19 protein-coding genes and 1 pseudogene are annotated in these 25,049 nt (G+C 69.8%); 15 read left to right on the top strand and 5 right to left on the bottom strand.

The window, feature by feature from the left end; translation table 11 throughout:
• Positions 1-15: 15 nt before the first annotated feature.
• Positions 16-1,047: a DUF2891 family protein gene (locus QQZ11_RS01070; RefSeq protein ID WP_284548211.1), complete on the bottom strand. Its 1,032-nt coding sequence runs from the start codon at positions 1,045-1,047 to the stop codon at positions 16-18.
• A gap of 37 nt (positions 1,048-1,084) precedes the next feature.
• Between QQZ11_RS01070 and QQZ11_RS01065 the strand changes: the two genes are divergently transcribed.
• The 7 genes and pseudogenes from QQZ11_RS01065 to dinB all read left to right on the top strand — a co-directional run bounded on the left by QQZ11_RS01065 (position 1,085) and on the right by dinB (position 9,614).
• The gene (locus tag QQZ11_RS01065; protein ID WP_284548210.1) at positions 1,085-1,843 is read left to right on the top strand and encodes a LamB/YcsF family protein; all 759 of its coding nucleotides are present in this window, start codon (positions 1,085-1,087) and stop codon (positions 1,841-1,843) included.
• Positions 1,843-2,444 (top strand): annotated as a pseudogene (locus QQZ11_RS01060) (carboxyltransferase domain-containing protein); the annotation flags it as partial. The gene QQZ11_RS01065 and the pseudogene QQZ11_RS01060, both read left to right, overlap by 1 nt.
• Positions 2,445-2,572: 128 nt before the next feature.
• Positions 2,573-3,517 (top strand): 5-oxoprolinase subunit C family protein, encoded by a 945-nt coding sequence (locus QQZ11_RS01055; RefSeq protein ID WP_284548207.1) that lies wholly within the window; start codon positions 2,573-2,575, stop codon positions 3,515-3,517.
• A 227-nt stretch (positions 3,518-3,744) separates the two neighbouring features.
• On the top strand, positions 3,745-4,116 hold the full coding sequence (locus QQZ11_RS01050; RefSeq protein WP_022909724.1) for a DUF6504 family protein: 372 nt from the start codon (positions 3,745-3,747) through the stop codon (positions 4,114-4,116).
• 10 nt (positions 4,117-4,126) lie between these two features.
• Complete coding sequence (locus QQZ11_RS01045; RefSeq protein WP_284548205.1) at positions 4,127-4,549, top strand: SAV_6107 family HEPN domain-containing protein; 423 nt, start codon at positions 4,127-4,129, stop codon at positions 4,547-4,549.
• Complete coding sequence (locus tag QQZ11_RS01040; RefSeq protein ID WP_284548204.1) at positions 4,546-8,448, top strand: DNA polymerase III subunit alpha; 3,903 nt, start codon at positions 4,546-4,548, stop codon at positions 8,446-8,448. Before QQZ11_RS01045 ends, QQZ11_RS01040 begins: the two co-directional genes overlap by 4 nt.
• Positions 8,415-9,614: a DNA polymerase IV gene (dinB, locus tag QQZ11_RS01035; protein ID WP_284548202.1), complete on the top strand. Its 1,200-nt coding sequence runs from the start codon at positions 8,415-8,417 to the stop codon at positions 9,612-9,614. The genes QQZ11_RS01040 and dinB overlap by 34 nt, the downstream gene beginning before the upstream one ends.
• 24 nt (positions 9,615-9,638) lie before the next feature.
• Here dinB and QQZ11_RS01030 read toward each other — a convergent pair whose 3' ends face one another.
• From QQZ11_RS01030 to QQZ11_RS01015, 4 genes are all read right to left on the bottom strand, one after another.
• Positions 9,639-10,028 (bottom strand): DUF3040 domain-containing protein, encoded by a 390-nt coding sequence (locus QQZ11_RS01030; protein ID WP_284548201.1) that lies wholly within the window; start codon positions 10,026-10,028, stop codon positions 9,639-9,641.
• Positions 10,029-10,217: 189 nt separating this feature from the next.
• Entirely contained in the window at positions 10,218-12,407 is a 2,190-nt protein-coding gene (locus QQZ11_RS01025; RefSeq protein ID WP_284548199.1) for a transglutaminase family protein, read from the bottom strand.
• A 38-nt stretch (positions 12,408-12,445) separates the two neighbouring features.
• Positions 12,446-13,711, bottom strand: coding sequence for a DUF58 domain-containing protein (locus tag QQZ11_RS01020; protein WP_284548197.1), 1,266 nt, complete (start codon positions 13,709-13,711; stop codon positions 12,446-12,448).
• A 2-nt stretch (positions 13,712-13,713) separates the two neighbouring features.
• On the bottom strand, positions 13,714-14,682 hold the full coding sequence (locus QQZ11_RS01015) for an AAA family ATPase (RefSeq protein ID WP_022909730.1): 969 nt from the start codon (positions 14,680-14,682) through the stop codon (positions 13,714-13,716).
• A 331-nt stretch (positions 14,683-15,013) separates the two neighbouring features.
• Here QQZ11_RS01015 and mraZ point away from each other — a divergent pair, with 331 nt between their 5' ends.
• The 8 genes from mraZ (at position 15,014) to murD (ending at position 25,017) form a co-directional block, all read left to right on the top strand.
• A complete protein-coding gene (gene mraZ / locus QQZ11_RS01010) occupies positions 15,014-15,454 on the top strand; it encodes a division/cell wall cluster transcriptional repressor MraZ (protein ID WP_022909731.1) in 441 nt (146 codons plus the stop codon).
• Between the two features lie 201 nt (positions 15,455-15,655).
• Positions 15,656-16,651, top strand: coding sequence for a 16S rRNA (cytosine(1402)-N(4))-methyltransferase RsmH (gene rsmH / locus QQZ11_RS01005; protein ID WP_284548195.1), 996 nt, complete (start codon positions 15,656-15,658; stop codon positions 16,649-16,651).
• Positions 16,648-17,337, top strand: coding sequence for a hypothetical protein (locus QQZ11_RS01000; protein ID WP_284548194.1), 690 nt, complete (start codon positions 16,648-16,650; stop codon positions 17,335-17,337). Before rsmH ends, QQZ11_RS01000 begins: the two co-directional genes overlap by 4 nt.
• A gap of 269 nt (positions 17,338-17,606) precedes the next feature.
• Positions 17,607-19,394, top strand: a complete 1,788-nt coding sequence (locus tag QQZ11_RS00995; RefSeq protein ID WP_284550119.1) for a peptidoglycan D,D-transpeptidase FtsI family protein — start codon at positions 17,607-17,609, stop codon at positions 19,392-19,394.
• 14 nt (positions 19,395-19,408) lie between these two features.
• Entirely contained in the window at positions 19,409-20,944 is a 1,536-nt protein-coding gene (locus QQZ11_RS00990) for a UDP-N-acetylmuramoyl-L-alanyl-D-glutamate--2,6-diaminopimelate ligase (RefSeq protein ID WP_084707690.1), read from the top strand.
• Positions 20,945-21,017: 73 nt separating this feature from the next.
• Entirely contained in the window at positions 21,018-22,451 is a 1,434-nt protein-coding gene (locus QQZ11_RS00985; RefSeq protein WP_284548193.1) for a UDP-N-acetylmuramoyl-tripeptide--D-alanyl-D-alanine ligase, read from the top strand.
• Positions 22,448-23,545, top strand: coding sequence for a phospho-N-acetylmuramoyl-pentapeptide-transferase (mraY, locus tag QQZ11_RS00980; RefSeq protein WP_022909737.1), 1,098 nt, complete (start codon positions 22,448-22,450; stop codon positions 23,543-23,545). The genes QQZ11_RS00985 and mraY overlap by 4 nt, the downstream gene beginning before the upstream one ends.
• Entirely contained in the window at positions 23,530-25,017 is a 1,488-nt protein-coding gene (gene murD / locus QQZ11_RS00975; RefSeq protein ID WP_026377826.1) for a UDP-N-acetylmuramoyl-L-alanine--D-glutamate ligase, read from the top strand. Before mraY ends, murD begins: the two co-directional genes overlap by 16 nt.
• Positions 25,018-25,049: the final 32 nt, after the last annotated feature.

The following is a 25,049-nucleotide window of genomic DNA, read 5'->3' as shown; positions in this document are numbered from 1 at the left end:
CTCGGGCCTTGCGGCTCACTCCATCAGGGCGGCGAGCACCGCGAAACTGACCAGCCAGTGCGTGCTCATGAAGTCGCCCTCGCTGATGGCGGCGGATGCATGGGCGACCAGCTCGTCCGCGGCAGACCGGGCTGCGGTCGCCCGAGGTGCCTCGAGGAAGGGCGCCAGTGCCCGGAGTTGGGCCGCGCGACTGAGCGCGAGCCCGTGGAGGTGGACGGCGTGGCCGTCGGTCTCGTCCAGCACGACCGGCATCTGCAGCAGCCGCTCGCCGGGTTCGGCCAGCACCGGCAGGAAGGTGTTCAGCCAGGCCCCGAACTCCTGGTGGGGCAGCACCCGCCGCATCAGGTCGGCCTCGCAGAGCGCCGGGGACAGGAAGTCGGCACCGCTCGGCTCCCAGGAGCTGGGGTAGTCGACGTCGGGCAGGAAGAACTCGCGGGCGGCCCTGTCGATGGCGGTGACCACGTCGTCGACCCCGAGCGCCTCGAAGGCGTCGCGGGCCAGGGTGAGGCCGAAGGCGGTGTTGGAGTGCACCCCGTGGCGGATCGGGAAGGCGAGTTTGGGCAGCCAGGCGATCAGGTGGTCCCCGACCTGGTCGGCCACCGGCTGCAGCGCGGTGGCCCAGGTCCGGGCGCGCGCAGCCAGGGGGTGGGCGGTGTCCGCGGCCAGCGCCGTGGCGCCGGCGGTCAGGGTCGCGACCCATCCCCAGCCATAGGGCCGTTCATAGCCGGGATGGTCCGCCAGATAGGTGGCCTCCACCTGACCGTTCTCGTCGGTGAGTCGGGAGTCGAGTTCGGCGGTGAGGGCGTCACGGGTCCCCTCGGGGAGGGCCGTGTGGTGCAGCAGCGTGATCGCCGACCACTGCATGTGCGCCGAGGAGTGCCAGTCGAGGCTGGCGTGGAACATCGGGTGCAGGCGGGAGGGGGTGACGTCACAGTCCTCGGGTCCCCGGCTGGCGTGGGCGGCCGCGTAGGGCCACGGGGTGGCCAACACCTCGGCGATGGTGGTGGCCCACGTCTGGGCGTGGGGCTGCAGCGCGCTGATCGACATGCCCTCGAGCGTAGGTGCTCGTGCCAGACTCGGGCACATGCGAACCGTCGATCTGAACGCCGACCTGGGGGAGTCCTTCGGGTCGTGGACGATGGGTGACGACGAGGCCCTGCTCGGCGTCGTGACCTCGGCCAATGTCGCCTGCGGTTTCCACGCCGGGGACCCGACGGTGATGCTGCGTACCCTGCGTGCGGCCGCCGACCGGGGGGTCGTGGTCGGGGCGCACGTCTCCTACCGCGACCTCGCGGGCTTCGGACGACGGTTCGTCGACGTCGATCCCGCCGAACTCCGCGCCGACGTGCTCTACCAACTGGCCGCACTGGCCGGTCTGGCCGCCGTCGTCGGCGCCCGGGTGGGCTACGTCAAACCCCACGGGGCGCTGTACAACGCCATCGTCACCCACCCCGAGCAGGCCGGTGCTGTGGTGGGGGCCATCGGTGACTTCGACGAGTCCTTGGCCCTGTTGGGCCTGCCGGGGATCGCTCACGAACTGGCCCGTGGACGAGGCATCCGCACCGTCGTCGAGGCCTTCGCCGACCGGGGTTACCGCCCCGACGGCACGCTCGTCCCGCGCCGCGAACCGGGTGCGCTGCTGCACGACCCGCGGGTGGTGGCGGAGAGGATGGTGGGCCTCGTCCGCACCGGGGTGGTTGAGGCCGTCGACGGCACCGAGGTGGCGGTGGAGGCCGAATCGATCTGCGTGCACGGCGACTCGCCCGGGGCGGTGGCGATGGCCTGCTCCGTGCGGGAGGCGATGGCTGCGGCCGACATCGGGCTGGCCCCGTTCGTGTCGTGATGTCCGTGCCCGGCGAGTGGACGGACGATCCGGTGGGTGACTCCGGGATCAGGCCCTTCGAGCTGAGACCCCTGGGGGGTTCGGCCGTGCTCGTCGACTGCGGGACGCCGGTTCGACGTCGCCAACTCGTGGCGCTGCTCGAGGCCGAACTGGTGGGCGGCCGGTTGCCCGACGTGATCGACCTGGTGGTGGGTGTGCAGACCGTTGCGGTCTTCCTGACCTCGCCTGTCGAGGTGTCGGCCGCGGTGGCAGCACTCACCAGCCTGATCCGCAGCAGCGTCGTCCCCGGGAGCACGGTGCCCGGGACGGTTGCAGGGGGCACCTCCGACGTGGTGGTTCCGGTGGTCTACGACGGTGATGACCTCGTCGAGGTCGCCGACCTGCTCGGTCTGGGAGTGCGTGACCTGGTCGACTGGCACACCAGCCAGGTCTGGACCTGTGACCTGGTCGGATTCCTGCCCGGGTTCGGTTACCTGGTCGGTGAGCACCCCCGCTCCGTGCCTCGGCGCACCACCCCCCGAACCCGAATCCCGGCCGGTTCGGTGGCGCTGGCGGGGGAGTGGAGCGGTGTCTACCCGGGTGCCCTCCGGGGGGTTGGCAGGTGATCGGCCGCACGGCGCTGGCGATGTTCGACCCCCACCGTCAGCCGCCCGCCCTGCTGCATGCCGGGGTGCGGGTGCGGTTCGTCGAGGTCTCCGCATGAACCCCCGGCCTGTTGACCCCCTGCCTGTGGACCCCCTGCCTGCGGGTCCTGTTCTGCGGGTGCTCGAGCCCGGTCCCCTCTGCCTGCTCCAGGACCTCGGACGCCGCACCGGTCTCGGCATGGGACTGCCGAGGGCCGGTGCCCTCGATCGCGCCTCGTTGAGGCTGGCCAATCGTCTGGTCGGCAATCCCGAGACGGCTGCCGGCCTCGAACTGCTGGGCGGCGGGTTGGTGGTGCAGGTGATGGCTGACACGGTGCTCGCCTTCTGTGGGGCACCTGCACCCGTCCTGGTCGACGGACGACCCGAGCCCAGCCACACCGCCCTCCCGGTTCGTGCTGGGGCGCAGGTGCGGGTGGGTCGTCCCAGCCACGGGCTCCGGGTGCTGCTGGGCGTGGCCGGCGGACTGGCCGGCGACCTGCTGGCCGGTTCGGTCTCGTCCTCACCCACCGCGGGGTTGGGACGAGCGCCCCTGCGCGCGGGTGACGTGCTCGACTCGGCGGGGCTGGCCACCGGCCCGTGGACGGCGACCGACCTCGGGCTGGCCGCGGCGGCGGTCGGCGGGGGGAGCGACGGGCTGATGCTGGGTGTGTTCGCGGGGCCCCGGGACGACTGGTTCACCCCGGCGGCCCGTGCCCTGTTCGTCGCCACGCCGTGGCTGGTCTCTCCGGAGTGCGATCGCGTCGGCATGCGACTGCAGGCGCGCCACCACCCGGCGCAGGTCGGCCTCGAACGACTGGTCACCGGCGAACTCCCGAGCGAGGCCGTGATCCCCGGATCGGTGCAGGTGCCACCGGACGGTCGTCCCGTGGTCTTCCTCGCCGACCACCCGACGACCGGGGGCTACCCGGTGATCGGGGTGGTCGACCCGGCCGACCTCGACGTGCTCGGGCAGGTGCGCCCCGGTGACGAACTGAGGTTCGAGTGGAGGATCAACCCGGGGTTGACGAAGTGTCGGAGGGTGCTCCTATAGTTGGTGGTGTTCGAACACCTGTTCGATTCGAGGGTGGTCACCCACTCCCTCGCATCACCGATCGGGAACTTGGGGAAGGGCCCGATCGGAACCGCAGTTCGTCGGTGGACGAGGTGGTTCGAGCACTGGGACCGCTTCGGCGTGGTCGGCCTCGACCCCCGATCACGTCGGAGCTCCCTTCACGGGTCGAGAAGTAGGTTTCGCACGACTCGGGGAAGGGGTTCACAGTGCGCAGGCGTGGGGACGCGATCGAGGTCAGGCTCGGCAGGATGAACGATCCTGCCCAGTTCCTGTGGCGGGGGCAGCTGTGGCGGGTGCTGGCCATCGAGAGTCGCTGGATCGAGTCCGGGGAGTGGTGGACCTCGAGCCAGGTGCGCGCCGCTCGCGGCGACGACGACTGGGAGCACCAGCGCCTGGGTGGTGGCACGGCCACCATGAGCCGCCAGCACCCGGGAGCGGGTGATGACGCCGACCTGTTGCGTGAGAGCGAGGTGTGGCGGGTCGAGGCGGCCAACGGCATGGCAGGCAGTCGTGGCATCTACGAACTGGCCCACCGCTTCCACGACGGTGCCTGGCAACTACGCACCGTGATCGACTGAGGAGCCTGGGATGAGCCACGAACTCCTGTCCTCCACCAGTGCGCGAGCCGTCCGGGTGGCCGATCACCACCGCATCGACCTGGCTCGGGCCCAGACCCTGGTCGTCACGGCCGATCTGACCCCCGATCCGGCGACCCGCTACCTGGCCGCCCACCACGCCCTGCGCGAGCTGGCTGCCCTGGCGCTGCGGGCGCGCACCGGTCGTCCACCCCGTGGTTCCTCGAACGCAGGGTTGTGGCGCGTCGTGGCCCACCATGCCCCCGAACTGGCGGAGTGGGCGGGTTACCTGTCGGCCATCCAGCCACGCCACGACGCGGCCGCCCGAGGTGAACTGCCGATCGGTGACCGGGAGGCCGATGACCTGGTGCGCGACGCCCAGACCTTCCTCGAGGCCGTGGGCAGGCTGCGCCTCGATCCGGGGGGGCGACGATGAGCGACCCCTTCGTCCATCTTCGGGTGGCCTCGGGCTACTCCTTCCAGCACGGCGCCTCCCATCCTTCGGCCCTGGTCGCCACCGCGGCCGAGCACGGCCAGTCGGTGATGGCACTGACCGACCGTGACGGCCTCTACGGGGCGATCAGGTTCGCCAAGGCCTGCCTGCAACACGGGGTGGCCCCCGTGCTGGGGGTCGACCTGGCCGTCCCCGAACCCGTTGCCGCCCTCTCCCGAGCCCCGCGGCGGACCGCCGCCCGGGGGGGAGAGACACGTGACCGACGCCACCCTCGCGTGGTTCCGCTGGCGACGTCGAGGACCGGATGGGCGAGCCTGTGCCGTTTGGTCTCGGCCACCCATCTGGCCGGGGAGCGCGGCACTCCCGAGACCTCGCTCGACCAACTCGAGCGGCACGGTGACGACCTGGTCGTGATGCTCGGCAGCGACTCCAGTTTCGGGTTGCGGGTGGCCGAACGTGATCGGCTCGGTGCCGAGGCCGAACTGCAACGTTGGGTCGACCGGCTGGGCGCCGATCGGGTGGTGATTGCTGCCACCAACCACCAGGTGGCCGGCAGCGGGGTGAACTCCGCAGCCCAGGCCGGGGGGATGGTGGCCCTGGCCGACCGGTTCTCGCTCCCGGCCGTGCTCACCAACCAGGTGCGGATGGCTGAACGCCACCAGGCTGCCACCGTCGACGTGCTCGACGCGGCCCGCCGGTTGGTGCCCCTCGACCTGCGCAACATCGATCGCCGCAACGCCGAGGGCTACCTCAAGTCGGGCAAGGCCATGGTCGAGATCGCCGAGCACGTCGCCCAACTCGCCGGACGAGGCCGCCACGGTGCCGAGCGGTTGGTGGCAGACACCCGCACCCTGGGACTGCGGTGCCAACTCGATCCCCGTGCTGACCTCGGGCTGGGTGAGATCCACCTGCCCGAGTTCGGGGTGTTGGGCACCACGGCCGAAGAGGTGATGACCACGCTGAGGCAACGCTGCGAGGCAGGCATCGCGGGTCGCTACGGGTCATCGTCCGCCCTCGTCGAGAAGGTGGAACGCAGGCTCGACGAGGAACTGGCCGTGATCGAGCACCTCGGTTTCGCCTCCTACTTCCTCACCGTCGCCGACGTGGTGCAACTCGTTCGCGACATGGGTATCCGCTGTGCCGCGCGCGGGTCGGGTGCCGGCAGCATGGTCAACCACCTGCTGGGCATCTCGGGGGTCGACCCGATCGCCAACGGGTTGATCATGGAGCGCTTCCTGTCGCCGTTGCGGCGGGCCCTGCCCGACATCGACCTCGACGTCGAGTCGGCCCGACGCACCGAGATCTACGAGAAGATCCTCGACGTCTTCGGCGGAGAGCGGGTGGCCTGCGTGGCGATGCTCGAGACCTACCGGGTCAGGCATGCCGTCCGCGACGTCGGGGCAGCCCTCAGCCTTCCCCCCATCGAGGTCGACGCCATCGCCAAGGCCTTCCCCCACATCCGTGCACGCGATGCCAGGTCCGCCCTGCGCGACCTGCCCGAACTGCGGGCCGCCGGGCTGGCTGAACGCCGCCTCGACGTGCTCTTCGACCTGGTCGAGTCGCTCGACGGGTTGCCCCGCCACGTCGCCCTGCATCCGTGTGGGGTGCTGCTGTCGGATGCCACCCTGGGTGATCGCACCCCGGTGGAGGCCAGTTTCGGCGGCTTCCCGATGAGCCAGTTCGACAAGGACGACGTCGAGGACATCGGCCTGCTCAAGCTCGACGTGCTGGGCATCCGGATGCAGTCGTCGATGGCGCACTGCCTCGACGAGATCGAGCGCACGGGGCACGTGCGGCCCGACATCGACGCCCTCGCACCCTTCGACGATCCCGACACCTACGACCTGATCGCCCATGCCGCGACCCTGGGTTGTTTCCAGATCGAGTCACCCGGGCAGCGTGAACTGATCGGGAAGTTCGGTCCCACCACCTTCACCGACGTGGTGATCGACATCTCGCTGTTTCGCCCCGGGCCGGTGAAGTCCGACATGGTGGTGCCCTTCCTGAACGCGCGCCAGGGCTGGAAGGACCCGGTGTACCTGCACCCCGACCTGGTGCCGGTGCTCGAGGAGACCGGCGGCGTGGTGGTCTTCCACGAGCAGATCATCCAGATCGTCGCCGTCATGACCGGCTGTTCGCTGGCCCAGGCCGACGAGGTCCGGCGGGCCCTGGGCGACCCGGCGGGACAGGCCGATGTGCGCGCCTGGTTCATTCCCACCACGATCGACCGTGGTTACGACGAACGGGTGGTCGAGAAGGTCTGGTCGGTGCTGGCCGCCTTCGCCTCGTTCGGTTTCTGCAAGGCGCACGCGGCCGCCTTCGCCCTGCCCACCTATCAGTCGGCCTGGTTGAAGCGGCACCATCCGGCCCATTTCATCGCCGGTGTGCTCACCCACGACCCGGGTATGTACCCCAAGCGGCTGATCCTCGAGGAGGCGCGGCGCATGCAGGTGCCCGTGCTCGGGCTCGACGTGAACGCCTCCAGTGACGTCTATCGGGTGGAGTGTCTGCACGGCCTCGAGTGGGGTGACTGGCGCCCGTCTCGCCGCACTGACCTCGACGAGGAACAGGAACAGGCGGGGTTGGAGCCGGGCAGTGACCCGGCCACCGCCGTTCGTCCGTTGAACCCCCAGGGCCTGCCCCAGGACCCCGAACACGGCATCCGGATGGCCCTCAACGAGGTGAAGGGCATCAGTGCCATCGAGGTCGCCCGGATCGTCGCTGGCCAGCCGTACCACTCCCTCACCGACTTCTGGAACCGGGCGCAGGTCGATGCCCCCGTGGTCGAACGGCTGGTGCTGGCCGGTGCCTTCGACCGGCTCTACGGCATCGGACGAGCGGCCGCGGTGCACCAGCGAGGGCTGCTCACCCGTCGTGACCTCGTGCTCGCTGTCGCCGACCTGCGTCGGCTCCAGGTGGTGGAGGCGCGGACCGCCTCCCGCGCCAAGGGACTGCGACGCACCAAGCCCGTGGCGTCGAACCTCGACGATCCCCGCGATCTGGCCAGGTCCCAGGCACAGGGTGAGGTGGTGAACGCACGCCGCGCGGATGCCTTCGCGGGGGTGCAGTTGGCCCTCGACTTCACCGACCCGGGGGAGGACGAAGCCCGGTCCGAGGGGTGGGGGTCCTCCCGCCAGGGTCCCGGCGACGTGGCCGCCACGGGGCTGCCCGAACTCGACGACCGGCAGCGCCTCGAACTCGAACTCGAGATCCTCGGCATGGACGCCAGCCAGCACGTGATGGCCTTCTACCGCGCCTTCCTGCAGCGGTTGGGCACCACCTGGTCGCCTGACCTGCTGGGCCAGCGCTCGCATGCCGACCTGCTGGTGGCGGGAGTGAAGGTGGCCACCCAGACACCGCCGGTGCGCAGCGGACGACGAGTCGTCTTCCTGACCCTCGATGATGGTTCCGGACCAGTCGATGCCACCTTCTTCGAGGACGCCCAGGGTCCGTACGCGGCGACGGTGTTCTCGAGTTGGCTCCTGGTGGTGCGCGGGGAGTTGCGCCGCACCGGGCCCCGTGGGGTCTCACTGCGGGCGACGGGGGCGTGGGACCTGCAGGCGCTGTTCGCGACCTACCAGGCCCACCTGACCCGGGACGGCGACGTCGACGCGGCGATGCAGGCCGTGGTCGACGAGATCAACGCCCGTCCCGAGCAACTGCAGGCGCCGGCGCCCCGTGCGGAGCGGATGACCGATGCCCGTCCCGCCGCCGACGCGCAGACCCACGGACGAGCCGGGGGCATGGGTCCCCGTCGCGTCCTGGTGCACGCCAGCGGGTTCAAGCAGTCGCCCTATGCCGACGTGAAACCGGCGGGCACCCCGGCTGCGCAGGCACCACGCAAGCTGTGGCACTCCAGCCCGGGAAGTTCGGGGTGGTGACGATGGCGAGCGAGACGGTGATCATGCACGTCGACATGGACGCCTTCTACGCCACCGTCGAACTGGCTCGCAGACCCGAACTGCGCGGACGACCGATGTGGGTGGGAGGCGCCGAACGAGGGGTGGTGCTGTCGGCCAGCTACGAGGCACGCGCTGCGGGGGTGAGGTCGGGCATGCCCAGTTCACGGGCCAGGCGGTTGTGCCCCCAGGGGATTCCGGTGCCGCCCGACCACGACACCTATGCCGCGGTCAGCAAGGGTGTGTTCGCGATCTTCGGAGGGGTCACCCCTCGGGTGGAGGCGATCTCGATCGATGAGGCCTTTCTCGACGTGACCGGGTCGGTGCTGCGGCTGGGGGATCCCCGGGTGATCGCCGAACTGATCCGTGCGCAGGTGGCCGACGAGCAGCAGATCACCTGTTCGGTCGGCATCGCGCCCTCGAAGTTCGTGGCCAAGCTCGCCTCGAACCAGGCCAAGCCCGACGGGGTGGTGCAGGTACCCCCCAGTCAGGTGGTCGCCTTCCTGCACCCGCTCCCGGTCGAGAAGGTGTGGGGGGTGGGGGAGTCGACCGCCGCTCGCCTGCACCAGCTGGGACTGACCACCATCGGCGAGGTGGCCCACACGTCCAGACAGACCCTGCAACGGGCGATGGGTACCCATGCGGGGGGGTGGTTGCACGACCTGTCGTGGGGCAGGGACGACCGCCGGGTGGTCGGGGAGGCGGTGGAGCGCAGCATCGGGGCGCAGGAGACGTTCTCCCGTGACACCGACGACCCAGGTCTCGTGACCACCGAACTCCTGCGCATGGCGGCGCGCACCGCCGGACGCATGCGCCAGGCCCAGGTGCTCGGCCGAGGGGTGAGCATCTCGCTACGGTTCGCGGACTTCACCACCATCACCCGCACCACGCAGCTGGCCACCCCGACCGATGTCACCGACGAGATCTACGCGGCAGCGCTGAGGTGTTGGCGGGGGCTGAACCTGCAGCGGGCACGGATCCGCCGGGTGGGGGTGCGGGTGGAACGGTTGGTCGATGCGGACGAGGCCTACCAGCAGTTCACCCTCGATGCCCCCGACAAGGGCATGAGGGAGGTGGAACAGGCGGCTGACGCGGCCATCATGAGGTTCGGGCCCCACGCCGTGCGGCGAGCAAGGCTGACCGGCTGAGGCCTGAACAGTCCGGACGGCGGGTCAGCGCCCCTCGTCCTGGCGCTTGCGCCAGCGCTCCTCGAACTTGTCCATCATCGAGCCGGAAGGGGCGGCCTTGGCGGCGGCCTGCTGCTTGGGCGTGTGGTGGTGCTGGCGCGCACCGCCACGCGAAGGCAACAACCCCAGTCCCGATGCAGCCGAGGCGGCCATCACCACGAAGCCGGCCACGCTGACCGTCCAATGGGTCTGGATGCCCAGCACCAGCAGGGTGAGCCCGACCAGGAAACCGATGCCCCCGGCCACGAGGTGGCGGGAACCACGGGTGGGACGAACCCGGCTGCCCCGCATCAGATGGGCAAGTTTCGGGTCGTCCTCGGCGAGGGACTGTTCGAGTTGCGCAAGCAGGCGCTGTTCCTCATCGGAGAGAGCCATCACGCCTCCTTGCCTTGACCCTGGGATGACTGACCGGTGAACGGGGTGGCGGCCGACGATCCTCGGCTGCTGACCCTGGTGACCAGACGGTCTTGTTGTGTCCTCCAGTCTAGGCCGCGGGCGGGGCGGCACAACAGACAGCGTCTCGATTCGCGGGCCCGATCCTCCGGGGTGCCGGCCGGTCCGGAATCAGTGGCGGACCCCGGACAGCCAGCGCCCGAGGTTCACCCACAGTGACCTCGGCCACAACGTCGCGGCAAGGCCGCGTAGGCCGGTCTCGTGCTCGCGCACCTCGTGGGTGAAGAACCGGATGTCATCGGCCAGGTCGGGTGACAGGTCATCCATCGTCCTGGCGTACCGCGAGTGCTCCACCGCCAGCGCCAACCGGCTCAACGCCCCGGCGGCCTCGGTGCCCAATCCGGGGGCCGCTGCAGCGGCACGCCCGCGCGGTGATCCCTCGGGCCAGTCCGTGCCCGAGTCCACCAGCGTGTCCCGGGCCTCCTCCCACCACCCGGCCACCACGTGGTGGGGGTCCCCGGTGGCGTGCAGTCGTCCACGCCTGATCGACCGGCGCACCAGCCACGGCGTCACGGCGAGGAGAGCCACGACCGCGAGCCCGCCGGTGGCCGCGATGACCTGCGCCCACGGCATCACGAAGCCCGTGCCCCCGCTCACGGGCGCGGCCGTGCTCTGGCTGGCGCTGGGGTCCGAACTGGGGGCGCTGGCGCTCGACGACGAGGTCGGGTCGGACGACGGCTGCTGGGAGGTGCTGGAACTGGGGGTGGGCTGGTTCAGGGGTGAGGTCACGGTCCACATCGGGGCGTCGGCCACGGCTGCGGTCGGCTCGAAGCGCACCCAGCCGAAGCCGGCGAAGTAGAGCTCGGGCCAGGCGTGCATGTTGCGTCCGCGAACCCGCCACTGGTCGCCCGTCTTCTCACCGGGCAGGAAGCCGACGGCCACGCGGGAGGGAATGCCCTCGAGCCGCGCCATCAGCGCCATCGCCGAGGCGAAGTGGATGCAGTACCCGGCCTTGTCCCGCAGCAGGAAGTTGGCGATCACCTCATAGCCGTCGCCGGCCGGAGCCGTGGTCGAGTAGGTGAACCGGCGGGGGTCGCGCAGGTACTCCTGGATCGCCGCTGCCTTCAGCACGGGGGTCGGTGCGTCCTTCGTGATCGAGGCCGCCAGTTCGGCGATCTCGGCCGGCACGTCGCTGGGCACCTGGGCGGTGACGGCAGCGTCGGCGGGTGCCCCAGGGATCGCCTCGTTGAACTGCTGCGGGTTGGGATCGGTGTCGACACTGGTCACCTCGTAGGAGAGGTTGCGAGTCGACTCGGTGCCGTTGGCGGCGGTCGAGACGAGGGTGAGGGTGTTGCGATCCCAGGCCCACTCGCCCGTGGCCTGGAACGAGTCGGGCGCATAGGGGGCAGGCAGGTACTGGGTCGAGAAGTCACCGACGTTGATCTGCGTGGTGGTCCGGCGCGTCGACGAGACCCCCGGGGGCTGGGGGAGCGAGCCGGTGCTCAACTGCATCGGGGTCAGCTTCCACCCCGTGCGGTCGATCTGGCTGAGCGAGGTCAACCGGATGTACTCCCCGGTGGGGCTGTTGCTGGTGTAGGTCATGACGACCCGTTCCGACTGCTGGGCCAGGTTCTTCTGCAGCTCGATGGTGGGGTCGACCAGTTGGATCGGGCCGTTGCCCCGGGGTCGGCGGGCATCGAGGTCGAGGGTGCCGAAGGTGGGCAGCAGGCTGCCGGCGGCGATGGCCGCGGCCAGCACCGGTATCCCGACCACGGCTGCCATCCGCCACACCCCCCAGCGGGAGTGTGTGCGCTCGGCGGAGTCGGTGACCAGGTTCCTCGTCCACGTGCCGAGTCGGTTGGCGGTGTCCGCCGCGAGGATCACCAGGTAACCCGAGGCCAGCAGGGCGAAGACCCACCACGACACCCCACCCGGCAGGGCGAGGGCTGGGATCAGGTAGACCGAGACGAGCGGTGCCAGCGACCAGGCGGGCGACGAGAGGGTCAGCACCAGCAGGTCCATCAGGATGGTGACCAGACCCAGGATGATCAGGAACAGCCAGCGGACGGCGCCGTTGGCCTCCATGGGCGCCGACTCGGTGCGGATGGTGAGCACCGCCTCGAGGTAGAGCTGCCCCAGTTGCTGCAGCCAGCTGCCGGACGCGGGTTGGGCGCTGAGTCCCAGTCCCAGTCCGACCCCGGCCACGACGAGCAACTGCCACAGGTGCACCAGCCAGGAGCCGACGCGCAGGCGTCTGGCCCCGGCCGAGATCGCCATCAGCACGGCGACCAGTCCGATGCCGAAGGCCAGCAACAGCCGGTCGCTGGTGAGGGCCAGCATCGACACGGTGGCGAGCACCATGGCGCCCATCGTGGCAAGGGCGAGTCGGTCCGTCGTCCTCATCGGGTGGTCACCCCCACCCGGTCGAGCGACCGCCAGGCCTCGTCGATGGTCGTCGTGCCGGTCACCTCGACCACCCGCCAGGCATGACGACGCAGCAGGTCGATCGCCGCCTCGTGCTCACCGGCGAGGGACTCGTCCCCCCGGAAGCGACGAGCGGTGAAGGTGTCGACGTCGAGCACCATGGCCAGCCCCTGGGCCCGGTGGGAGCGCATCGCGACCAGGGCGTGCACGTCGTCGCGGCTGAGGCGTCCGGTGATGGCGATCAGCACCTCGCCGGTCTGGTGGCCGGTGGCGGCGCGCACCATCGTCGCCAGCGACGTGTTGTGGCTGGTCATGGTCACGTCGGTCAGGGTGAGCGCGACCGACTCCCGCAACTCGTCGGGGGTCAGTGTGTCGGCATCGACCAACGGTCCCTCGGTGTCGAGGATGCTGAGCCGGTAGCCCGACGAGATCATGTGCATGGCGACCGAGGCGGCGGCCGAGACCGCCCATTCGAAGGAACTGTCCTGACCCATGCCGGCGTGGGCCGAGGAGCGGTTGTCGAGCAGCACGGACACGCTGGGATCCCAGGCCTGTTCCTCCCGGCGCACCATCAGTTCGTCGCGCCGGGCGGTCGAGCGCCAGTGGATCCGACGCACGTCGTCCCCGGCCCGGTACTCGCGTACCAGCACGTCGTCGGCGCCGACCAGCCCGATCCGCTGGGGGGTCGAGTCGCCGCTCTGACCCTGCCCGGTGGCCGACCCCATGCTCGACAGCGGCACGATGCGCGGGGTGATCATGGTCTCTCGGGTGGAGGCGAAGCGACGATCCATCTTGGCCAGCCCGAAGGGGTCGGTGGCCCGGACCAGCAGGGGACCCACCTGGTAGCGGCCCCGCTCGAGGCCCTCGAGTGGGTAGTTGACCTGCCGCGACCACTCACCGGCGAAGCGGTGCACGGTGAACCGCGGGCGGCGTCCGAGCTGGCGGGGGATCGCCTCCTCGAACTGCAGCAGTCCCAGCGGTAGCGATCCCCGTTTGGTCAGGGTGAGGCTGCCGCGCAGCCGCTCACCGAGGGGGGCGCGGGCGGGGTTCAGTCGGCGTTCCACCGCCAGCGACATGCGCGATCGTCCGACCATCACCATGGCGACTGCCGGCAGCGCGATCAGCAGCAGTCCCAACCACAGCAGGTCGTTCTGGCCGAACAGCATCGCGGCGACGGTGACGATCGCTCCGAGGATGACGAGCGTCCAGCCCCGCGAGGTGAGCATGCGCAGGACGCTCATGGTCACCGACGATCGGGGATGACCACCGACGACACGGCGTGCTCGATGATGTCGGCCACCGAGCGCCCGTCGAGCTGGGCGGCCGTCGAGGGCAACACCCGGTGTGACAGCACGGGACGAGCCAGGGCCTGCACGTCGTCGGGAATGGCGTAGTCGCGGCTGTGCAGGGCGGCGTGCGCCCGCACGGCCCGCAGCAGGTGGAGACTGGCCCGTGGCGAAGCTCCCAGACGCAGGTCGTCGGTACGGCGGGTGGCGGTGACCACGTCGATGATGTAGTCCTTCACCGCCGGTGCGACGTAGACGTCCTTGATGATCTCGATGAGCCGCACGATCTCGGGACCGTCGGTGACAGGTTGCAGGTCTGACAGGGGCTGGCGGGCACCGTGGTGCTCCAGCATGGCGAGCTCGGCACCTCGGGTGGGGTAGCCCATCTCGACCCGTGCCATGAACCGGTCGCGCTGGGCCTCAGGGAGGGGATAGGTGCCCTCCATCTCGATGGGGTTCTGGGTGGCGACCACCATGAACGGCGAGGCGAGCTCGTGGGTGACACCGTCGGACGAGACCTGGCGCTCCGCCATGGCCTCGAGCAGGGCCGACTGGGTCTTGGGCGAGGCACGGTTGATCTCGTCGCCGACGACGATGTTGGCGAAGATGGCGCCGGGCTTGAACTCGAAGTCGCGCGTGACCTGGTTGAAGACGCTGACCCCGGTGATGTCGCTGGGCAACAGGTCCGGGGTGAACTGCAGCCGGCGCACGGTGCAGTCGATGGACTTGGCCAGGGCCCGGGCCAGCATGGTCTTGCCGACGCCCGGCACGTCCTCCACCAGCAGGTGCCCCTCGGCGAGCAGCACGGTCATCGCGAGGGTGATCTGGTCGCGCTTGCCCTCGATCACCTGCTCGATGGCGCCTCGAACACGATCGGTGATCTCGATCACCTCGTCGATCGCGACGGCCTGGTTCGTGTCTGCCACGGTTCTCCTCGCTGGTGCGCCGCCGGTGGGCGGCCTGGTGGGCGACTTCGGATCAGGCGTGGACGTCGGAGCACCACCCCCACGCAGACTGCCTCAGCCTAACCACTGCAGGCAACGGCGGGGAAGAAGCCGGGGTCGGGGGCCCGGCCCAGCAGGTGCCCGGGTGGCCTCGGCCCCGCCAGGCCTCGAGCGGGCTCGCTCCGAGCCGCGGGAGCTGGTGGGAGGGGGAGCAACACACCGGCGCCTATGGTCCTGGTGGGGCGAAGTGGAGTATGGTGGAGCGCAGTGGAGCAGACGGGTGCTTCTGTGGAGCGACAGGGGAGGGTGCGGGATGTTTCTCGGTACCTACTCGCCCAAGCTCGACGAGAAGGGCCGGCTGTTCCTGCCAGCGAAGTTCCGGGAGGCGCTCGCGGACGGAGTGGTGGTCACCAGGCAGCAGGACCGCTGTCTGGCCATCTATCCGCTCGAGACCTTCAGGCAGATGACGGTGGCGAGCATGAAGGCCCCGAGCACCTTCAAGCGAGTGCGGGACTACCAGCGCATGCTGGCGGCCAGTGCTTCGGACGAGGTGCCCGACAAGCAGGGACGCATCACGATTCCTCCCCGGCTGCGCGACTACGCCGGCCTCGACAAGGAATTGGTCCTGGTGGGTTCGATCGATCGCCTCGAGGTCTGGGATCCGGCTGCATGGGATGCCTATTCCGCGCAGAACGAGGACGCCTTCGCAGAGATGAACGAGGACCCCTTCCTCGGTTTCGACCAGCACGACTGAACACCCCCCAAGTAGGACCACCCGGTACGACCAAGCAGTACGACCAACGACTGTGTCCCGCGGCTTCAGCCCGGTCACCGCAGCCCCCTGGCGCACCTTCCCCGGTGCCAGGTGGCCTTCCCAGCGGCCCGGACTGAAACCACGGAACACAACCGTTGCCCCCCGAGCCAGCCACACGAACATCCCGAGAGGGAGGGTCGAATGTCCGAGGTGGACGCCCCGAAGCCACACGCGTCAGCACTGCACGAACCGGTCATGGTCGACCGCATCGTGCAGGTCCTGGCGCCGGCACTCCAGGCTCCGGGTTCGGTGCACGTCGACGGCACCCTCGGTACGGGTGGCCACGCCGAAGCCATCCTCGCCGCCTGCCCCCACGCCAGACTGATCGGGATCGACCGCGACCCGCAGGCGCTGGCCATCGCCGGTGAGCGGTTGGCCCGCTTCGGTGACCGTGTCCGTCTCGAGCGGGCCGTCTACGACGAACTGCCCCAGGTCCTGGAGCGCACCGGGACGACGAGCATCCAGTCGATGTTGCTCGACCTGGGACTGTCCAGCCTGCAGATCGACCGCACCGAGCGGGGGTTCGCCTACTCGGTCGACGCCCCCCTGGACATGCGGATGGGTGATTCAGGCCCCACCGCGGCCGACGTGGTCAACACCTACGAGCTGGACGACCTGGAGCGGATCCTTCGTCGCTTCGGTGAGGAGAAGTTCTCCCGACGCATCGCCCAGCGCATCGTAGCGGCCCGTCAACAGCAGCCCTTCACCAGCTCGGCCAGGCTCGTCCAGGTCATCTCGGATGCCATCCCGGCCGCAGCCCGCAACACCGGCGGCCACCCCGCCAAGCGCACCTTCCAGGCCCTGCGCATCGAGGTGAACGCCGAACTCGAGGCCTTGGCGGGGGTGCTCCCGGCCGCAGTGGCCGCACTGGCCGTCGGCGGCCGTCTCGCCGTGCTGGCCTACCACTCCCTGGAGGACCGACTGGTCAAGCAGGTCTTCCGGGTCGTGACCTCCGATCGCGCCCCTGCCCACCTGCCGATGGTGCCCGATCACCTCCGCGCGGAGTGCAGGTCCCTGACCAGGGGGGCGGAGAAACCCACCCCCGACGAGGTGGCGGCCAACCGGCGTGCCGCCTCGGCCCGTTTCCGCGCCATCGAACGAGTCCGTGCCATCGAAACAGTGAGGAGTGCAGCATGAGTGTGGTCGAGTCCCTGACCTCCTGGGCCAGTCCTCAGCGCGAACCCGGCGCCCCGGAGTCGACGCGTCCCCACCTGCGGGCGCTGGACGCCCCGGCCAAGGTCGTCCGCATCCCGTTCGTGGCCGTGCTGGGAGCACTGCTGGCACTCGGGTTGTTGGGGTTGTTGGTGCTCAACACTGCGATCCAGACCCAGGCGAAGCAACTCAACTCGCTGCAGGCCGACGCCACCTCGCTGGGGTACCAGAAGGGCGAACTCACCACCCAGGTGGAGCAACTGCGCTCCGCCTCCGCGCTCGAGCAGAGGGCCCATCAGCTGGGGCTTCGTCCGAACCCCTACCCCGCCTTCATCACGCTGGCCGACGGACGAATCCTGGGCAACCCCGTGCCCGTCACCGGCAACGAACTCCCCGACCAGAAGTGGAGTTCCTGGCAGCAGCAACAGGACGCCCAGGAGGGCGCTCGCGCCCAGGTGGCGGCCGAGGCCAAGGCCAAGGCCGATGCCGCCAGGAAGAAGGCCGAGGAGTTGAGGAAGAAGCGCGCTGAGGAAGCCAAGAAGAAGGCCGCGGCAGCCAAGGCCAGCGTCAAGCCAAGTGCGAAGCCCAGCGCCACTTCCAGTACCGCCAACCCGGCCCGGACGAATTCCTCGACCAAGCCCTCGACCGCCCCAACCGCCGGCGGTCGCTGATGAGCCCCGAGCGTCGTCCCCCCAGCGATCGCCGCGCCCCGTCGGACCGTCCCCGTTCGGACCGCCCCCGTTCTGACCGTTCCTCCTCGGAGCGTCCCCTGTCCTCCCGCTCCTCGTCCTCCCGCTCCTCGTCCTCCCGCTCCTCGGCGTCGCGCTCCTCGTCGGGACCTGCGGGCCAGCGCAGCGCGTCGACCGGACCCGCTCGCACCCCCGGCCGCCGTCCCCACCAGACGGGCAGGCCGACCTACGGACGCACCTGGCGCCTCCGGCTGGCCAACAGCACCACCCGTCTGAACGCGCTGCTGCTGGTGATGCTGTTGACGCTTGCGGCGTGGGCAGGCCGGGCCTTCTACCTGCAGGCCTACGACGCCCAGGCGAACGCGGCGATGGCCGCCAACCGGATGACCTACACCAAGACCCTGGTGGCCCAGCGCGGCACCATCAGCGACCGCAACGGCGTGGTGATGGCTTCCTCGGAGCAGGCGGTCAAGATCGTCGCCGACCCGATCATGATCAGCCGCAACGGCATCGACACCCGGGTGGAGATGACCCCGGGGCAGAAGAAGCGCGCCGCGACGGCCGCCCGTGACATCTCCGTCGTGCTCGCCAAGTACCTCGGGGGCTCCGAGGCCGATTACCTGCCCGTCCTCAGTGACCTCGGTCGCAAGCACTACGTGGTCGTGAAGTCGCAGGTGCCGGCCTGGACCTATGAGCAGATCCGCCGCGACCTGGCCGCCGCCAACGACGGCATCGGACTGCACGGCCTGGCCAAGGAGGACGACCCGATCCGCACCTACCCGGCGGGCGATGTGGCCGCCAACGTGATCGGCTTCATGAATTCGGCCGGCGAGGGGGCCGGTGGACTGGAGTATTCCCTGGAGGCCTCCCTGGCAGGGACCGACGGCAAGGAGTCCTACGCGACCAGCGCCAACGGACGCATCCCGTTGGCCAACACGACCCTGGTCCCGGCGGTCGACGGCACGAGCTACACCCTCACCCTCGACACCGAGATGCAGTTGATGGCCAACCAGGCACTGGCCGCGGGGGTGACCAGGGCGGGCGCCAAGAACGGCACCGCGATCGTCATGAACGTCAAGACCGGCGAGTTGTTGGCCCTGTCGACCACGCCCGGATTCGACTCCAACGACCCGGCCGGAGCCGACCCGGCCAACCTGGGCAACCGTGCCGTCAGCGCCCCTTACGAGCCCGGGTCGGTCGAGAAGGTGCTGACCATGGCCGCCCTCGCCGACCAAGGTCTGGTCACCGCGGACACCCGCGTCGAGGTACCCAGTCGTGTGGTCTCGGGCGACGGCAAGATCAAGGATGCGTTCGAGCACGGCACCCTCCACCTCACCGCGCGTGGTGTGATCGCCAACTCGTCCAACATCGGCACGGTGTTGCTGACCCGCCAGATGAACAAGCAGAAGCTGCGCCAGTACCTGCTCGACTTCGGCCTGGGGAAGAAGACCGGACTCGGCCTGCCCGGCGAGTCGGCGGGTTGGCTGCCCCCCGCGAGCCTGGCCGACTACTCCCGCGACCAGATCAGCTTCGGTCAGGGACTGTCAGTCACCGCCGTCCAGGAGGCATCGGCCATCGCAGCGGTGGCCAACGGTGGGCTCTACAACGCGCCCACGCTGGTCAAGGCGACGGTCGACGGTGACGGCAAGGCGGTTCCCGTCGAGAAGGCGGAGCCACGCCGGGTCATCTCGGCGGCGGCATCGGCGCAGGTGCTCGACATGATGGAGTCGGTGGTGATGCTGAAGAAGTCCCGCTCGATCCCGAACTACCGCATGGCAGGCAAGACGGGCACCGCCCAGCGTGTCGACCCGCAGTGCTCCTGCTACCGCGGCTACACCGCCAGCTTCGTGGGCGTCGCCCCGGTCGAGGACCCGCAGCTGCTCGTCTACGTCGTCGTCGACCAGCCCACCCGCGGGACCGACGGTTCGACGCTGGCCCTGCCGGTGGCCCAGCAGATCATGAGCCTCGCCCTGCCCCGCTACGGTGTGCTCCCGTCGACCACCAAGCCGACCGAGCGTCCGCTTACATATGTACCGTGACCGGTGATCCCTCGATGACGTCCCCACCCCCGATCAGGCTGTCCGTGCTGCTCGCCGACCTCGCGGTGGCGCCGGTCGGAGCCGCTGATGTCGTGGTCACGGGACTGGCTCTTGACTCACGAACGGTGGCCCCGGGCAATCTGTGGGTGGCACTGCCCGGTCAGAGGGCGCACGGGGCGCAGTTCGTCGACACCGCTGTCACGGCGGGCGCTGCCGTCGTGCTCACCGACGAGGTGGGTTCGGGCCTGGTGGGCGACCGGTTGCCGGTCGTCGTCGTCGCCGATCCCCGCCTGACCATGGCCGATCTCGCCGCGCGCTTCCATGGATACCCGAGTCAGCGGCTGACCATGCTGGGAGTCACCGGCACCAACGGCAAGACCACCACCACCTTCCTGCTGGAGGCGGCGCTCGCGGCGGCGGGTCATCGGGTGGGCACCATCGGCACCATCGGCTTCCGCCTCGCGGGCGAGCCCGTCGAGGTGGCCAGGACCACGGTGACGACCCCCGAATCGCTCGACCTGCAGGCCCTGCTCGCCCGGTTCGTCGGCCAGGGCGCCGACGCAGTGGTGATGGAGGTCTCGTCCCACGCCCTCGCGCTGGAGCGGGTGCGGGCGGTCGGCTTCGACGTCGCCGGCTTCACGAACCTCGGCCGCGACCACCTCGACTTCCACCCCACCCTCGAGGACTACTTCGAGACCAAGGCCCGCCTGTTCGAGCCAGACCGCTGCCGGCACGCCGTGGTGATGACCACCGATGACCACGGACGACTCCTGGCCTCCCGCCTGCGCGCAGCGAAGGCGCCCGCCCTCACCACCGTGGGCACGGCAGCGGACGACGACATCCGGCTGCTGTCGAGTGAGCCGACTCCCGAGGGTGGTACCCGGGTTCGCATCGCCGGGGCGCTGGGGGAGCGAGAGCTCAGCATCGACCTGCCGGGCGCCCACAACGGACGAAATGCCGTGCTCGCCCTGGCCATGGCCGCGGTGGTGGGCGTCGACCCCGACCAGGCGATGGCGGGCCTCAGGCACGCCCAGGTGCCGGGACGCATGCAGCGGATCCCACTTGGGCCACCCCGCCAGGGGGAGCAGGCCACCCCGACCGTGTTCGTCGACTTCGCCCACACCCCCCAGGCGATCGAGGAGGCGGTGCGGGTCGGGGACCAGTTCTCCCGCACGGCTGTGGTGGTGGGTGCCGGGGGTGATCGTGACAGCGCCAAACGATCGATGATGGGTGGCGCGGCCGCTCATGCCGATCTCGTGGTCGTCACCGACGACAACCCCCGAACCGAGGACCCCGCCCGGATCCGGCTGGCCGTCGAGCAGGGAGCCAGGGCCGTCGCCGAGACACGACCGGGGGCGACCGTCGTGCAGTGCGCCGACCGTGCCGCCGCGATCGCACACGCCCTTCGCTGGGCCGAGCCCGATGACGTCGTGCTGGTGCTGGGCAAGGGTCATGAACAAGGACAGATCGTCGGCGACCGGGTGCTGCCCTTCGATGACGCCGACGTCGTGGTCGAGGAATGGGCGATGATCGCCCGGGAGCAGTCATGAGTGCGATCAGCGGGAGCGGCACCGGCAACAGCCGGATCCGTGCCAGCGCGACCACCGGGATCGGGGAGCAGTCATGAGGAGCCATCGTCTGTCAGACCTCGCCGCCTGGACCGACGGCCGCGTCGAGGGCGACCCGACGACCGTGGTCGGCCCCGACGTCGTGATCGACTCCCGGCTCGCCACTCCCGGATGTCTGTTCGTCGCGCTCCCCGGTGAACACGTCGACGGACACGACTTCACCGCCCGCGCCGCCGACGCCGGAGCAGCCGCGGTGCTGGCCAGTCGTCCCACCGGTGCCCCGGTGCCACACCTGCTGGTCGACGACCCGCTTGCAGGCCTGTCCGGGCTCGCGCGGGCCGTGGTGGACGAGGCCCGTGCCGCCGGACTCGTCACCTTGGCCATCACGGGTTCTTCGGGCAAGACCAGCACCAAGGACCTGCTGGCCCAGGTGCTCGAGGCCGAGGGGCCGACGGTGGCGCCGGTCGGGAGTTTCAACAACGAGATCGGGGTACCGCTCACGGCGACCGGGATCGACGAGCAGACCCGCTTCCTGGTCAGCGAGATGGGTGCGCGAGGGCAGGGGCACATTGCCTGGTTGTGCTCGATGACCCCGCCCTTGGTCTCGATGGTGCTCAATGTGGGTTCGGCCCATCTCGGCGAGTTCGGCTCGGTCGAGGGCATCGCCCGCGCCAAGGGTGAGATCGTCGAGGCGTTGCCGGCCGAGGGATGGGCGGTGTTGAACGCGGACGACCGCCGGGTTGCCGCGATGGCCAGCCGCACCATCGGGCAGCTCGCCTGGTTCTCGGCCGCCGACGCTCGACCCGAGGTCGACGGACCGCTGGTCTGGGCCACCCGGATCAGCCTGGACGACCTGCAACGCCCCACCTTCACGCTGGTGTTCACCGATGCCGCCGGCGAGCACCGCCACCAGGTCAGTCTGGCCCTCCTGGGTCGCCACATGGTGGCAAACGCCGCCGCCGCAGCAGCCGCTGCCTGGCGGGCCGGAGTGGCGCCCGAGCGGATCGCCGCCTCGTTGACAGCCGCCCGCCACCGTTCCCACTGGCGGATGCAACTCGAGGTGGCGGCACATGGCGGGGCCGTCATCAACGATTCCTACAACGCCAACCCCGACTCCATGAAGGCGGCGCTGGCAGCCCTCGGTGCGATCGGCGCGGCGCGCCGGGCCGCGCATCCGGACGCCACGGTGATCGCCGTACTCGGCGACATGCTGGAGTTGGGCCCCGACTCGACCACCCGCCACCACGAGGTCGGACGATGGGCCGCCGAGGCCGGCGTCGACCTGTTGCTGGCCATCGGCGACGAGGCTCCCGCCATGGTGGCCGGCGCCGCCGAAGCCGGGCTCGCCGGTCGGGTCGTCAGCGTGGACGAGGCCGGATCGCTAGATTTGGGCCCGCACGACGTCGTCCTCGTGAAGGCGTCCCGCGGTCTCGCACTCGAACGAGTGGCTGCGGCCGTGCTCGCCCATGTCGTGGAGGAGAAGTCGTGAAGAACATCCTGCTCGCCGGTGGACTGTCGATGGTCGGCACTCTGTTCGGTACCCGCCTGTTGATCCAGTTCCTCGTCAGCAGGGGCTACGGGCAGTTCGTGCGCGATGACGGGCCGACCACCCACCACACCAAACGAGGTACCCCCACCATGGGTGGCTGGGCCGTGATCGTGTCGGTCATCGTCTCCTACTTCCTGGCCCACCTGCTGACCTGGACACCGATCACCGTGTCGGCCCTGCTGGTGCTCTACCTGCTGCTGGGCATGGGCTTCATCGGCTTCCTCGACGACTGGACGAAGATCCGCCAGCAGCGTTCCCTGGGGCTGACCCCCCGGGGCAAGCTGTTCGGGCAGGTCTTCGTCGCCGGTTCGTTCGCGGTGTTGGCACTGCTGCCCTCCGAGGCACCCTGGGCACCGTTCTCGCTGGCGGACGACCGGGGCATCGAACCCGCGAGCCAGGCCATCTCGTTCCTGCGCGACATCAACTGGTTGTGGTTGCCCTTCCCGCTCGCCGTGCTGTGGCTGATGGTGCTGATCGCGGGTGCGTCCAACGCCTCCAACCTCACCGACGGCCTCGACGGTCTGCTCGCCGGCTGCTCGACGATGATCTTCGCCGCCTACGCGATCCTCAACATCTGGCAGTTCAACCAGTACTGCGGGTTCACCTCGACGGCCGGACCCAAGTGCTACGACGTGCGCAACCCACACGACCTGGCGGTGGTCGCGCTGGCCCTGGCGGGAGCCTGTTTCGGATTCCTGTGGTGGAACGCCAAACCGGCCAAGATCTTCATCGGCGACACCGGCTCCCTGGCGATCGGGGGTGCCCTGGCCGGGCTGGCCATCATGAGCCGCACCGAGTTCCTGCTGGTGATCATCGCCGGGATCATGGTGATGGAGACGCTGTCGGTGATCCTCCAGGTGGGCTGGTTCAAGGCGACCAAGGGCAAGCGGCTGTTCAAGATCGCACCCTTCCACCACCACTTCGAGATGGTGGGGTGGCAGGAGGTCACGGTGACGATCCGGTTCTGGATCATCTGTGGACTGTGCGTGGCGGCCGGCCTCGGCGTCTTCTACGCCGAATGGGTGGTCGGCTGATGGAGGTCACGCCCCGCCTGCCCTGGCTCGAAGGAGCCGACCGCAGTTCGGCCTGGCATGAGGCCACCGTCGTGGTCGCCGGGCTCGCCCGCTCGGGTTTCGCAGCGGCCGATGCGCTGCTGGAACGCGGTGCCCGGGTGATCGTGCTCGACGAGGCCGACACCGAGGCCAACCAGGAGAAGGCGACCCTGCTGCGGCTGCTCGACGGAGACGTCCGGATCGGGGAGGGCTCAACGGCTACCCTCCCCGACGATGTCGACCTGGTGGTCACCTCGCCGGGGTGGCGCCCGGTCGCGCCCCTGATCGCGCAGGCCCTGGCAAGAGGAGTGCCGGTGTGGGGTGAGGTGGAACTCGCCTGGCGCTTCCAGCGGCCAGACCGGGTGGTGCCCTGGCTGGCGATCACCGGCACCAACGGCAAGACCACCACCACACAGATGCTCGACTCGATCTTGCGGGCCGCCGGGTTGAAGGTGGCCTGTGTGGGCAACATCGGACGCCCCGTCATGGAGGCCGTGCTCGACGACGTCTCCTATGACGTCTACTGCGTGGAACTGTCGTCCTTCCAGTTGCACTACGCACCCTCCCTGCAGATGCATTCAGCGGCGGTGCTGAACCTCGATGCCGACCACCTCGAGTGGTACGCCCACGAGGACGACCCCTATGCCGCCTACGCGGCGGACAAGGCGCGCATCTTCAACCAGGTCAGCCATTCCTGCGTCTACAACGTCAACGACCCGGCCACCGAGAGGATGGTCGAGGAGGCCGACGTGATCGAGGGTGCCCGCGCGATCGGGTTCACTCTGGGCATCCCCGGGCCGTCGATGCTGGGGGTGGTCGACGACCTGCTCGTCGACCGCGCCTTCGTGGCGCAACGTCAGTCGTCCGCCCTTCCCCTGTGCAACCTCGACGACGTCAAGCCCTCTGCGCCGCACAACGTCGAGAACGCCTTGGCCGCCGCCGCCCTGGCACGCAGCTTCGGGGTGTCGCCGCAAGCCGTGGCCGAAGGGCTTCGCACGCTCGAACTGGGCGGGCACCGCATCCAGAAGGTCGCCGAGATCGGCGGGGTCACCTACGTGGACGACTCCAAGGCCACGAATCCGCACGCAGCCAACTCCTCGATGAGGGCGTTCGAGTCCATTGTCTGGATCGCCGGGGGACAGGCCAAGGGGGTCACTTTCGACGACCTCGTGAGCCAGCACGCCGACCGGCTGCGGGGGGCGGTGCTGATCGGTGTCGACGCTCCCGTCATTGCCGCCGCACTTTCCCAACACGCGCCCGATGTGCCGGTCATCTCGATCGAGAGGTCGGACACTGGAGCCATGGTCGAGGCCGTCGAGGCGGCGACCGGACTGGCCCAACCAGGCGACGTGGTGCTGCTCGCTCCCGGATGTGCGAGCAAGGACATGTGGTCCGGCTACGACGCCCGCGGTGACAGCTTCATCGACGCCGTCGGCGGGCTCGTCCAGGACTGACTTCCCCCAGCCCTGCGAAAGGAATCCGAATG

It is taken from the genome of Aestuariimicrobium sp. T2.26MG-19.2B (genome assembly GCF_950101875.1).
Lineage (GTDB): Bacteria > Actinomycetota > Actinomycetes > Propionibacteriales > Propionibacteriaceae > Aestuariimicrobium > Aestuariimicrobium kwangyangense.
Note: the sequence above shows the minus strand (reverse complement) of the source record. Positions and strands in the feature narration are given on the sequence as shown.

What these genes read in the sequence shown, in the direction of transcription:
- QQZ11_RS01070 (WP_284548211.1), bottom strand. Translation starts at nt 1,047, where the DNA reads ATGTCGATCAGCGCGCTGCAGCCCCACGCCCAGACGTGGGCCACCACC.
- QQZ11_RS01065 (WP_284548210.1), top strand. Translation starts at nt 1,085, where the DNA reads ATGCGAACCGTCGATCTGAACGCCGACCTGGGGGAGTCCTTCGGGTCG.
- QQZ11_RS01045 (WP_284548205.1), top strand. Translation starts at nt 4,127, where the DNA reads ATGAGCCACGAACTCCTGTCCTCCACCAGTGCGCGAGCCGTCCGGGTG.
- QQZ11_RS01040 (WP_284548204.1), top strand. Translation starts at nt 4,546, where the DNA reads ATGAGCGACCCCTTCGTCCATCTTCGGGTGGCCTCGGGCTACTCCTTC.
- QQZ11_RS01030 (WP_284548201.1), bottom strand. Translation starts at nt 10,028, where the DNA reads ATGGCTCTCTCCGATGAGGAACAGCGCCTGCTTGCGCAACTCGAACAG.
- QQZ11_RS01025 (WP_284548199.1), bottom strand. Translation starts at nt 12,407, where the DNA reads ATGGTGCTCGCCACCGTGTCGATGCTGGCCCTCACCAGCGACCGGCTG.
- QQZ11_RS01020 (WP_284548197.1), bottom strand. Translation starts at nt 13,711, where the DNA reads ATGAGCGTCCTGCGCATGCTCACCTCGCGGGGCTGGACGCTCGTCATC.
- mraZ (WP_022909731.1), top strand. Translation starts at nt 15,014, where the DNA reads ATGTTTCTCGGTACCTACTCGCCCAAGCTCGACGAGAAGGGCCGGCTG.
- rsmH (WP_284548195.1), top strand. Translation starts at nt 15,656, where the DNA reads ATGTCCGAGGTGGACGCCCCGAAGCCACACGCGTCAGCACTGCACGAA.
- QQZ11_RS01000 (WP_284548194.1), top strand. Translation starts at nt 16,648, where the DNA reads ATGAGTGTGGTCGAGTCCCTGACCTCCTGGGCCAGTCCTCAGCGCGAA.
- QQZ11_RS00990 (WP_084707690.1), top strand. Translation starts at nt 19,409, where the DNA reads ATGACGTCCCCACCCCCGATCAGGCTGTCCGTGCTGCTCGCCGACCTC.
- QQZ11_RS00985 (WP_284548193.1), top strand. Translation starts at nt 21,018, where the DNA reads ATGAGGAGCCATCGTCTGTCAGACCTCGCCGCCTGGACCGACGGCCGC.
- murD (WP_026377826.1), top strand. Translation starts at nt 23,530, where the DNA reads ATGGGTGGTCGGCTGATGGAGGTCACGCCCCGCCTGCCCTGGCTCGAA.